The organism is Anaerococcus senegalensis JC48 (assembly GCF_000321005.1).
Lineage (GTDB): Bacteria > Bacillota > Clostridia > Tissierellales > Peptoniphilaceae > Anaerococcus > Anaerococcus senegalensis.
On sequence record NZ_HE578908.1, the window covers coordinates 214449 to 225173 of the forward strand.

The 10725-nt window shown below is 31.9% G+C and carries 10 protein-coding genes, 19 tRNA genes and 1 rRNA gene; 2 read left to right on the forward strand and 28 right to left on the reverse strand.

What is annotated here, in order from left to right:
- Nucleotides 1–70 precede the first annotated feature (70 nt).
- The 6 genes from ASHG_RS07645 to thiD form a co-directional block, all read right to left on the reverse strand.
- Nucleotides 71–457, reverse strand: a complete 387-nt coding sequence (locus tag ASHG_RS07645) for a hypothetical protein (RefSeq protein WP_040398693.1) — start codon at nt 455–457, stop codon at nt 71–73.
- Between the two features lie 212 nt (nt 458–669).
- A complete protein-coding gene (locus tag ASHG_RS07650) occupies nt 670–918 on the reverse strand; it encodes a helix-turn-helix domain-containing protein (protein WP_004814441.1) in 249 nt (82 codons plus the stop codon).
- 177 nt (nt 919–1095) lie between these two features.
- Nucleotides 1096–1488 (reverse strand): 30S ribosomal protein S9, encoded by a 393-nt coding sequence (gene rpsI, locus ASHG_RS07655; protein ID WP_040398695.1) that lies wholly within the window; start codon nt 1486–1488, stop codon nt 1096–1098.
- A 12-nt stretch (nt 1489–1500) separates the two neighbouring features.
- Complete coding sequence (gene rplM / locus ASHG_RS07660) at nt 1501–1941, reverse strand: 50S ribosomal protein L13 (protein WP_040398696.1); 441 nt, start codon at nt 1939–1941, stop codon at nt 1501–1503.
- A gap of 171 nt (nt 1942–2112) precedes the next feature.
- Entirely contained in the window at nt 2113–2856 is a 744-nt protein-coding gene (locus tag ASHG_RS07665) for a sirohydrochlorin cobaltochelatase (RefSeq protein WP_040398697.1), read from the reverse strand.
- Nucleotide 2857: 1 nt separating this feature from the next.
- The gene (gene thiD / locus ASHG_RS07670; RefSeq protein ID WP_040398699.1) at nt 2858–3664 is read right to left on the reverse strand and encodes a bifunctional hydroxymethylpyrimidine kinase/phosphomethylpyrimidine kinase; all 807 of its coding nucleotides are present in this window, start codon (nt 3662–3664) and stop codon (nt 2858–2860) included.
- A 183-nt stretch (nt 3665–3847) separates the two neighbouring features.
- Between thiD and ASHG_RS07675 the strand changes: the two genes are divergently transcribed.
- Nucleotides 3848–4531 carry a DUF554 domain-containing protein gene (locus ASHG_RS07675; protein ID WP_040398700.1) on the forward strand — a complete coding sequence of 228 codons (684 nt, stop codon included), beginning with the start codon at nt 3848–3850 and terminating at the stop codon, nt 4529–4531.
- An 8-nt stretch (nt 4532–4539) separates the two neighbouring features.
- Nucleotides 4540–5223, forward strand: a complete 684-nt coding sequence (locus ASHG_RS07680) for a DUF554 domain-containing protein (RefSeq protein WP_040398702.1) — start codon at nt 4540–4542, stop codon at nt 5221–5223.
- Between the two features lie 91 nt (nt 5224–5314).
- Here the strand turns inward: ASHG_RS07680 and ASHG_RS07685 are convergent, their stop codons facing one another.
- From ASHG_RS07685 to rrf, 22 genes are all read right to left on the reverse strand, one after another.
- Nucleotides 5315–6775: a TrkH family potassium uptake protein gene (locus ASHG_RS07685; RefSeq protein ID WP_040398703.1), complete on the reverse strand. Its 1461-nt coding sequence runs from the start codon at nt 6773–6775 to the stop codon at nt 5315–5317.
- A 2-nt stretch (nt 6776–6777) separates the two neighbouring features.
- The gene (gene trkA / locus ASHG_RS07690) at nt 6778–8145 is read right to left on the reverse strand and encodes a Trk system potassium transporter TrkA (protein WP_040398704.1); all 1368 of its coding nucleotides are present in this window, start codon (nt 8143–8145) and stop codon (nt 6778–6780) included.
- A gap of 311 nt (nt 8146–8456) precedes the next feature.
- Nucleotides 8457–8533, reverse strand: a tRNA-Ile gene (locus ASHG_RS07695).
- Nucleotides 8534–8598: 65 nt separating this feature from the next.
- Nucleotides 8599–8675, reverse strand: a tRNA-Ile gene (locus tag ASHG_RS07700).
- A gap of 16 nt (nt 8676–8691) precedes the next feature.
- A tRNA-Trp gene (locus ASHG_RS07705) sits at nt 8692–8767 on the reverse strand.
- A 32-nt stretch (nt 8768–8799) separates the two neighbouring features.
- Nucleotides 8800–8875, reverse strand: a tRNA-Phe gene (locus ASHG_RS07710).
- Nucleotides 8876–8878: 3 nt separating this feature from the next.
- A tRNA-Ser gene (locus tag ASHG_RS07715) sits at nt 8879–8972 on the reverse strand.
- 32 nt (nt 8973–9004) lie between these two features.
- Nucleotides 9005–9095 (reverse strand) — tRNA-Ser (locus ASHG_RS07720).
- Between the two features lie 6 nt (nt 9096–9101).
- A tRNA-Lys gene (locus ASHG_RS07725) sits at nt 9102–9177 on the reverse strand.
- Between the two features lie 84 nt (nt 9178–9261).
- Nucleotides 9262–9337 (reverse strand) — tRNA-Lys (locus ASHG_RS07730).
- Between the two features lie 5 nt (nt 9338–9342).
- Nucleotides 9343–9418: transfer RNA gene (locus tag ASHG_RS07735), tRNA-Gln, on the reverse strand.
- Nucleotides 9419–9422: 4 nt separating this feature from the next.
- Nucleotides 9423–9499 (reverse strand) — tRNA-Arg (locus ASHG_RS07740).
- A gap of 3 nt (nt 9500–9502) precedes the next feature.
- A tRNA-Gly gene (locus ASHG_RS07745) sits at nt 9503–9576 on the reverse strand.
- A 4-nt stretch (nt 9577–9580) separates the two neighbouring features.
- Nucleotides 9581–9666, reverse strand: a tRNA-Tyr gene (locus ASHG_RS07750).
- Between the two features lie 73 nt (nt 9667–9739).
- Nucleotides 9740–9815, reverse strand: a tRNA-Thr gene (locus tag ASHG_RS07755).
- A gap of 49 nt (nt 9816–9864) precedes the next feature.
- Nucleotides 9865–9941: transfer RNA gene (locus ASHG_RS07760), tRNA-Asp, on the reverse strand.
- 27 nt (nt 9942–9968) lie between these two features.
- Nucleotides 9969–10044 (reverse strand) — tRNA-Val (locus ASHG_RS07765).
- A 4-nt stretch (nt 10045–10048) separates the two neighbouring features.
- Nucleotides 10049–10123: transfer RNA gene (locus ASHG_RS07770), tRNA-Glu, on the reverse strand.
- 36 nt (nt 10124–10159) lie between these two features.
- Nucleotides 10160–10236: transfer RNA gene (locus ASHG_RS07775), tRNA-Met, on the reverse strand.
- A 4-nt stretch (nt 10237–10240) separates the two neighbouring features.
- Nucleotides 10241–10329 (reverse strand) — tRNA-Leu (locus ASHG_RS07780).
- Nucleotides 10330–10332: 3 nt separating this feature from the next.
- Nucleotides 10333–10407, reverse strand: a tRNA-Asn gene (locus ASHG_RS07785).
- Between the two features lie 92 nt (nt 10408–10499).
- Nucleotides 10500–10616, reverse strand: a 5S ribosomal RNA gene (rrf, locus tag ASHG_RS07790).
- Nucleotides 10617–10725 lie beyond the last annotated feature (109 nt).

A 10725-nucleotide genomic window follows, 5' to 3' on the forward strand; every position in this document is an offset into this window, starting at 1 on the left:
AAGAAGAATCAACACCCATTTGTGTTGATTCTTATAGTTTATATTTATTTATAATAATTTTTTATTTAGTTTATATGCATCCACTTATTTCGCTTAATAATAAAGCTTTATTAAAATTTTGTTGTAAAAGCCTATAATTTTCCAGTTTATATAATATTAATCCTTTTAAATAATATATCATATTTAAAAAGAATAATTTACTTGAGAATCTAGTTTCTATAATGCTTATATTACATATACTAAGGGCTTTGAGTAAGTCTTCTTTTCTATAGTAATAAAGTGCAAGATAAAATATATAGATATAATAAACATCATTTGACTTGTCAATATTATCGAATATATATCTAATTATTAAACCAAAGAATTCTATTTCTCCAAGCCTTAGCTTGCTTATAGCTAAACCTAGGAGTATTTTGAGGGAATATTCATTATATTTTATTTCTTTAAATTTATCCATATTAAAATCTGGATGGATATATAAAAGCGCTGTAATGAATTCTTTATGTGCAAGGTTAAAATCTACACCTTTGATAAGCTCAGCTACTCCTTTATAGTAATGTTTACTTGCTTGTATTTCATTGATATGTACTTCTTCTGCTATAAGCCTATTATTGATGTCATTTAAAAGTAAATCAAAATTATCAATAAAGCCATAATATATTAAAGTTCTTACTTTTTCCTAATTTCTATGAGCCTATCACAATTTTTTTTATTTTCATTAAATAACAATTGTAAATCCACATCTAAATTCTCACATAAAGAATATAAGGTCGAGATTCTTGGATCATTCTCTTCCTTTTCTATCCTACGAATTGTCTCTTCTGATATATAAGTTTTTTCCGCTAATTCTTTTCTTGTAATGTTTTTTTCTTCTCTTAATTTTCTTAATTTTTTTCCTATATGATAGCAATATTGCAAAATAATTCCCCTTTATATTTAATAGTATTACAATTTATAAAATATAATGATAAAAAACATTAATCTAATACTTATTTTACTATATTTTTGATATTTTCCCTAACATTATGAATTTTTCTTAATAAAAATAAACACAAAAAAACAAGGAATAAAAATTCCTTGTTTGTAAAATACTTCTTATCTTTTTGAGAATTGTGAAGATTTTCTTGCTTTCTTTTGACCGTATTTGTATCTTTCTTTTTTTCTTGGGTCTCTTGTAAGAAAACCTGCTCTTTTTAGAGCTTGTCTATAATCAGGATTTACTTCTAGTAAAGCTCTTGCTATAGCGTGTCTGATAGCTCCTGCTTGTCCATTAAATCCTCCACCTTGTACATTAACTTTGATATCATATGTTGATTCATTTTCAGTTAATTTTAATGGTGCTTTTGCTATAATTTTTAATGTATCATATGAAAAATAATCATCAAGATCTCTTCCATTAACTTTCAATTCTCCACTACCTGGTCTCATTGTAACTCTTGCTACTGAAGTTTTTCTTCTACCTGTAGCTTGATATATAATATCTGCCATCTATAGTCCTCCTTACTTTAAGTCCAAAACTTCTGGGTTTTGTGCTTGGTGATCGTGATCTTCTCCTACATAAACCCTAAGTTTTTTGGCCATTTGTCTACCTAATTTGTTGTGTGGAAGCATACCTAATACAGCGTGTTCTACAATTCTTTCTGGATGTTTATCCATCATATCTTTGTAAGAAATAGTTTTTAATCCACCTGCATATCCAGAATATCTTTTGTATTCTTTTTGGTATTCTTTGTTTCCAGTAAGAACGACTTTTTCAGCATTTACTACGATTACATAATCACCAGTGTCCATATTTGGAGTAAATGTTGGTTTGTGTTTTCCTCTAATAATTGCTGCAACTTGGCTTGCAAGTCTTCCTACAACCATATCTGTTGCATCAACTACATACCATTTTGGTTCAATTGTTGACTTTGTTGGTACATATGTCTTTTGATTTTTCATCAAGTTCCTCCTTAAATATTTTTGCCTATCTATTTTGACACCGCTCGGATAGGTGGCGGCTTTACTCGTCCTGACATTTATTAATCGCCCTCAGGATATACGATTATGTCAAAAGTATTTGGAACTTTTTTCATACTAATTAATGATACACTTAAAATACGCTTTTGTCAACTATTTTTCAAGCTTTTCTACAAAAATTTCAGCAATTTCATTATACAAAATCAATGATTTTTTTAATAGATTAATTTCTATATTATTTTTTTCGAAAACTTTCTTATAAGAATTTTCTTTTTCGCCTTCTATGTCTTTAGCAACATGGTTACCTACAATAATTAAAAAAGGAATTACCCTTATCTTACTTATATTTTTTTCTTTAAATTCATTAATTAAATTATCAAATTTTCTATCCTCAAAGCTTGAAAAATATAGATTTTTATCGGAATTTTTTATTTTTTCTTGAAATTTTTCAAATTCTTCTAGGTTTTTTCTAGGACTTCCGTGAAAAATCACAAGACTTGGGTCATTTTCTCCAAGCTCTTCTAGAAATTCTAAAATTTCATCATTATTTTCTTCTTGAAGAAGAGCCTTAGTAAAGGTAAAATTAAAAAATCCATCTTCGTTTAATTGATCAGCTTTTTTCATCACTTTTTCATATTCTATTCCCCTTAGAACATAAGCCATCAAAAATCTGATGTCTTTTATATTTTTCTTCCTACACTCACTTAAAATCTCATCAAAATCTTGACAAAGGTCCTTATCTTCTACTTTTTTTCTAATTTTATCGCTTGCCATATAGGATTTTACAAGTGAGTCCTTATATTTTTCTTCTACTTTCTTTCTTAAAAAACCAATAGCTTCCTTCTGATTTTCTATTTTACTAGTTCCATGATTTACTATTATAGTTGCAAAGGTCATTTTAATTTCCTAATTTTTTATATTTTTCATTTATATCAAAAGCATGATTCATTGGTCCTGATCCTTTTCCCAAATCAAGCATATCTAAAAGAGCATTTGATAGATATTCTTTTGCCATTTTTATTGAATTTTCCATATCATAACCTTTTGCAAGGTTAGCTGCAATGGCTGATGAAAGAGTACAGCCTGTACCATGGGTATTTGGATTATTTATTCTTTTTCCCTTAAACCAAGTGCCTTTTCCATTTTCAAACAAATAATCATTGGCATCATTTATTTGGTGACCTCCCTTTAATAGACAAGCACAATTGTATTTTTTAGAGATAATTTCTCCTACCTTTTCCATATCATTTTCATTTTCTATTTTCATATCTGATAAAATTTCTGCTTCTGGAATATTTGGTGTAATAATATCAGCTAGGGGTAAAAGTTTACTTTTTAGTGTATTTATAGCTTCATCTTGCAATAATTTTGATCCACTCGTTGAAACCATAACTGGATCAACTACTATATTTTTTGCTTTTCTTTTTTCTAATTCTTCTGCTATTACTGAAATTAATTTTGAATTTGAAACCATGCCTATTTTTATTGCATCTGGATATATATCATCAAAAATCATATCAAGTTGGTCTTTTAAAAATTCTGGGTTTGATTCTAAAACCGATAAAACTCCTGTAGTATTTTGGGCTGTAAGAGCAGTAATTGCACTTTGTGCATACACTCCATTTAAGGTCATTGTTTTTATATCAGCTTGTATTCCTGCTCCACCAGATGAGTCGCTTCCTGCAATTGTTAATCCTATTTTCATAATTTTCCCCTTTATATTTTTTTATTTTAAGATAATTTTTATATATTTTTTCTCACATATTCATTTTTTATATTAAGATAAAGGTGTTTTATTGTCAATTTTCTTTATCACTTTTATGGTATTTTTGCAAAAATTTAAGTGCTTTGATATAATTTAACAAAATAATATATAAAGAAGGTTTTTATGCTCGGTGTTTTTGTAAATGCTATCTCAGTTTTAATTTTAGGATTTTTGGGAACTAAGGTTGGAAAGTATTTTTCTGATAGACTTAAAAATGACATAATGAGATTTCTTGCCTTACTAATTTTAGTTGCTGGTATTAAATCAGCAAGCAAGGGGCAAAGTCTAGTTATAATAATATCTATTGTTTTTGGAGTAATTATTGGATATCATTTCGATTTGGATGGAAAATTTAATAAATTTGCTTATTTTTTAAGTGATATACTTTTAAAAAATAAAAGATCTAATTTCCCAAAAGCTTTTATCAATGCTACTTTAATTTTGTGCGTTGGAAGTATGGGGATTATTGGATCTATCGAGGCAGGGATAAATTCTAACAATGAAATTCTTCTTTTAAAATCAATGATTGATGGATTGACAGTTTTTTTTATGGCTCAAAGCTTGGGAATAGGTGTGGCTTTTGCATCTATTCCAATTATAGTTTACCAAGGATTAATTGTTATTATTTCCGGTTTTATATCTCCAATTCTTACAAAAGATGTTATTGATAATATTTCTGGAGTTGGAGGATTAAGCATTATGGCTATTGGTCTTTCAATGCTTGATTTAGCAGATATAAAAATCGTAAATTCAGTGCCTTCTATTTTATTTCCTATTATTTATGGGTTTATTTTAATGTTTTTATAGGAGGAGATATGTTAGCAGTTTTTGTTAATTTTATTTTAGTTGGAATTTTAGGTTTTCTTGGGTCAAAAATAGGTGATAAATTTTCTGAGAGTTTGAGAAATTCGATTATGAATTTTTTAGCTGCAGCAATTATTGTTATTGGGATTAGATCTTCAATGAAAGGTGATATTCTTATAATAATTATTTCTGTTGTTATTGGTTTAATTATAGGTGAGTTTTTAGGCTTAGATAGTAAACTTGATAAATTATCTTCAAAAATAGAAAAAAAATATATAAAGGATACAAATTCAAACTTCTCAGAAAGTTTTTTGAATGCATCTATTCTTTTTTGTTTTGGAGCTATGGGAATTATTGGTTGTATAGAAGCAGGAGTTACAGGAAATGATCAAGTTTTGATGGGAAAAGCCTTAATCGATGGAGTTGTAGCATTTTTTATGGCTCAAAGCATGGGTATTGGCGTTTCATTTTCTTCATTTTCAATTTTGATTTTTCAAGCCTTCTTAGTACTTCTTGCGGGATTTTTGAGTCCATATTTGGGAGAAGATGTTATAAATAATATTTCAGGAACTGGAGGACTTACCATAATAGTAATTGGTCTTTCACAGTTGAAATTAGTAGATTCCAAAATAGCAAATATTCTTCCAGCTCTTGCAATTCCAGTAATTTACAGTTTGATTTCCACATTATTTTAATATTTTTATACAATAAAGCTATTTTTTTGACATTAAAAAACCCCAAAATCTTTTTTCCAGATTTTGGGGTTTAGGTCATTTAACTATTTTTTTATTTATTTCTCAAATTCCTATAAGTAGAAGGATACAAAAGTAAAAGCATAGGAAATATTTCTAGTCTTCCCAAAATCATGGCAATGGTTAAGACGAATTTTGAAAGTTTGGGCATTTCCGCAAAACTTGTGATTGGTCCAAATGCTCCTAGCCCTGGACCTACGTTATTAAAAGTTGTAGAAACTGCCGCAAATGCCGTTTCAAAATCATTCATATTTATTGAAACTATCATAAATAAAATAATAAAAATTAATATATATATAATCAAATATTTTGAAACTGACCTTTCGGTTTCGTCATCAACTTTTTTACCATCTAGTCTATTTATGGTAATTTTTTTTGGATTCATAGATTCTTTTATTTGATTGATTCCACCTTTTACCAAAATTACAAATCTTGAAACTTTGAGTCCTCCTGCAGTCGAGCCAGCACATCCACCAATAAACATCAGCATTATAATTACAGATTTGGCAAATAATGGCCAAGTTCCAAAGTCAGCTGAAACATATCCCGTCGTTGTAATTATTGAAGAAACTGTAAAGAGTGAATTTACCAAAGAATAAATTGTATTTTGATAAATTGAAACTATATTTATAAAAATTAAGCCTGATGAAATCAAAATAATTGCTATATACCATTTTAATTCTTCACTTTTTACAGCTTCCCTAACATTTTTAGTTATAGCGTAAAAATAAATATTGAAATTCACACCAAAAACCGTCATCATTATGGCAAGAACAATTTCTATATACCTAGAATCATAGGCTCCAATAGAAATTCCTTTATTAGAAAATCCACCAGTTCCTGCAGCTCCAAAAGCATGAATTATAGATTCAAATAAATTCATACCTCCCAAAAGAAGAAGTACAGCTGTAATTATTGTCAAAACTATATACATACCATATAGATTTCTTGCTGTATCTGATAATTTCGGAGTTATTTTTCCAAAAGTAGGTCCTGGAACCTCGCTTTGCATCAAAAGAGAAGACTCTTTGTTAGAATTTGGCAATATAGCAAGAGTAAAAACTAAAATTCCCATTCCACCAACAAAGTGAGACAAGGACCTCCAAAAAATTATAGAATGAGGCAAAAGCTCAACATCAAGTGCAACAGATGCACCAGAAGTTGTAAAACCAGAAACCATTTCAAAAAAAGCATCAATATAACCATTATAATTTGAACCAGTTAAGTATAAAGGAATTGCCCCAATAATAGAAAATAAAACCCAAGTTGACGCTGTAATAAACATAGCTTCTTTTGTATATAAGTGAGATTTATTATCCCCACTTTTACTTAAAATAATTCCCAAAATAATCGAAATTATAATAGGAATTATAAAATTTCTAATATCTGCAAAACTTTCCCTATAAATTAAAGAAACTAAAAGGGGAAAAGCTAAAAGTCCTGCAAGAACTAATAATAATTTTCCAAGAGAATATTTTACTATTTTTAAATTCATACCTACTCCAATATATCATCGATTTCTTTAAAATCTTTTAGCTTAGTTATAACCATAACTCTATCGCCAAGCTCTATTGTGCTTTCACCATTGGCAACCTCGATTTTACCTCCCAAACTTTCTCTAGAAATTCCTACAATAAGGGTATTAGACTTAACTTTCAAATCTTTTAATTTCTTACCTGTAACTTTAGAATTTTCAATAACAGTAAAATCAATAGCCTCAACCCTATCGTCAGATAATCTAAATAGATTTGAAATAGATTCTCCCTTGGAATTTTCTTTAGATCTTAAAAGTCTAGATACAAAAAATGATGCTGATTTTTTTGGAGTAACAGTAGTATCCACATCAAGAATTCCTGTGATTTTCAACAACTGAGTTCTATTTACCTTGGCAATTATTTTATCAATTCCTCTTTTTTTAGCAAGAAGAGAAATTAAAATATTTTCCTCATCAATTCCTGTAAGAGAAACAACAGCATCATAATTTTCAATTCTAATCTCATCAAGAATTTCGGGATCTGATCCATCAGCATTTATAACATCACAATCTGGAAGGCTTTCAGAAAAATTCAATGCCCTTTCCTTATTATTTTCCAAAACTGTAACCTTAAAATTTCTCTTTAATAATAATCTAGAAAGATATAAAGCAATAGATCCTCCACCAACTATTAAAACATCTTTAATATTTCTTCTTGAATCAACTTGCCTCTTATAAAACTTATCAATATCCTCCCTAGGACCTGCAACATAAATTTTTTCACCAACTTCTAGAATATGATTACCATTTGGGATAACTACCTGACCATCTTTTTCGCCTATAACAATAATTGTATTACCCAAAAGTCCCTCAGAATTTAATTCCATCAAAGATTTATTTTTAAGCTTAGAATTTTCATCAATCTCTAGCTCAATCAAAATAACTTTAGAATCTAAAAAATTTTCTACATTAACTGCATAGGTATATTTCAAAGTTCTTTGAATTTCCTTAGCAGCAGAAAATTCCGGGTTAACTAGCCTATCGACCCCCATAGTAGTTCTCATAAACTCATCATCCTTAATATATCTAGGATCACGAAGTCTAACAATAGTTGCTCTAGCTCCCATTTTCTTAGCAATCATAGATGAAATTAAATTTACATCATCATTATAAGTCATGGCAATAAAAGCATCGCATTCATTAACATTAGCCTCATTTAGAACATCTATATCTCTACCATCACCCAAAATGCCCATCACATCATTTTGAGAAAGAAGTCTTTCCAGCACATCCTTATTTTTTTCTATAACTAAAATATTGTGTCCTTCATCAGAAAGCTGACTAGTAAGATAAGATCCAACCTTACCAGCACCTACAATAATAACATTCATAAATCCTCCTACATGTAAATTACCTATTAACATTGTATAATAAGTAATAAAAAAAACCAATTTATTGTAAAATTAAAATTATTTTCTAAACTACATGCTACAAAATTAAAATTTAAAATAATAAAGTTAATTATATTAAATATCATTTTTTAAATATAGAAATTAATCTATTTCTACTTAAAATAATTTCATATTCTAAAAAACAAATACTTAACTTACGAACATATAATCATGTTACTATTTTATTAAAAGTATTAGTTATAAAATAATTTTAAGCAAAAGAAAAGCACCAAATAAATTGGTGCTTAATCTGGTGGGCCTCCAGGGACTCGAACCCTGGACCTACCGGTTATGAGCCGGGCGCTCTAACCGACTGAGCTAGAGGCCCAAACAAAACCTTGTAATTTTTAATAAAAAAATTTTATGAAATAAATTCATAATTAGGTTTGTTTTTGGTGGACCTGAGTAGACTCGAACTACCGACCTCACGCTTATCAGGCGTGCGCTCTAACCTGCTGAGCTACAGGTCCATATATAAAATTAAAATGGCAGGGGTTACAGGACTTGAACCCGTGACATCCGGTTTTGGAGACCGACGTTCTACCAACTGAACTAAACCCCTACTTAAATCCTTCAACTAAGAAGAGATTTTTTTGGTGCCCAGAGGCGGAATCGAACCACCGACACGGGGATTTTCAGTCCCCTGCTCTACCGACTGAGCTATCTGGGCATATGGCGGAGAAGGAGGGATTTGAACCCTCGCATCCCTTTTGAAAGGATCTACTCCCTTAGCAGGGGAGCCTCTTCAGCCACTTGAGTACTTCTCCATCAAGTCAATAGATATTGACTCTTACTTTTTTGGCGGAGAGGAAGGGATTCGAACCCTTGTGAGCCGTAAGACTCTAACGGTTTTCAAGACCGCCCCGTTATGACCGCTTCGGTACCTCTCCATATATTGGTGACCCATCGGAGATTCGAACTCCGGACACCTTGATTAAAAGTCAAGTGCTCTACCGACTGAGCTAATGGATCAATTTAGAAATACAGTGGCTAAAATGCCTTTCTTGCCTATTTAGCTTGCCAGTATAACCACTAAATAATAAAATGAAATATTAATGGTGACCCATCGGAGATTCGAACTCCGGACACCTTGATTAAAAGTCAAGTGCTCTACCGACTGAGCTAATGGATCAAATATGGCTGGGATAGCAGGACTCGAACCTACGCATACCAGAGTCAAAGTCTGGTGCCTTACCGACTTGGCTATATCCCAAAAATGGCGCGCCTGAGAGGAGTCGAACCTCTGACACACGGATTAGAAGTCCGTTGCTCTATCCAGCTGAGCTACAGGCGCTTATGGAGCGGGTGAAGGGAATCGGACCCTCGCAACCAGCTTGGAAGGCTGGGGCTCTACCACTGAGCTACACCCGCAAATTGGTGGGGAAGAGCGGATTCGAACCACTGAAAGCTAAGCTAACGGATTTACAGTCCGTCCCATTTGGCCAACTCTGGAACTTCCCCAAAATTTGTATTTCACAATTATATATTATAGCATAAACTATATTTATATTCAACTTTATTTTCACAATAAAATTGGAGCTGATGATAGGACTTGAACCTACAACCTATTGATTACAAATCAATTGCTCTACCAATTGAGCTACATCAGCAAATTGGATCTCATCTGAAATCCAAATCCTATAATAGCCTTAAAGGCAATGGCGACTTAGATGGGATTCGAACCCACGACCTCTGCCGTGACAGGGCAGCATTCTAACCAACTGAACTACTAAGCCATAAAATAAGTATAAAACTTATTTTGATGGTGGAAGTAACAGGGCTCGAACCTGTGACCCCCTGCTTGTAAGGCAGATGCTCTCCCAACTGAGCTATACTTCCAAAATGGTGACCCTACCGGGATTTGAACCCGGGATACCGCCGTGAAAGGGCGATGTCTTAACCGCTTGACCATAGGGCCTTATTAATAATTTTATAAACAAACATACAAAAAGTATGGTTGCGGGAGTAGGATTTGAACCTACGACCTCCGGGTTATGAGCCCGACGAGCCACCAAGCTGCTCCATCCCGCGTTATTGGTGCCGAGAATCGGAATCGAACCGATACGGTGTTTGACCACCGCAGGATTTTAAGTCCTGTGCGTCTGCCAGTTCCGCCACCCCGGCATTTGGCGCTCAGGGTGGGGCTCGAACCCACAACCTACCGGTTAACAGCCGGGTGCTCCACCATTGAGCTACCTAAGCACATATAATATGTAATAATTATAAAATATTAAAATTGTTTTGTCAAAAAATCTTACAAATTTTGTGAAGATATAATCTTCACAAAAAAGTAAGTTTGGCAACTACCTAGTCTCCCGGGAGGTCTCCCTCCGAGTACCATCGGCGTTAGAAGGCTTAACTTCTGTGTTCGGTATGGGAACAGGTGTATCCCTTCTGCCATCGTCACCACATATTTAATATACTGTTTTAACCTAATATTTAAAGTTTTTTTAACTTCATTTATTCTCGCTTCGCTGCGAGTGCTCCGCACGGGTCCTCTATGAGCCGGACGGGCTTAAT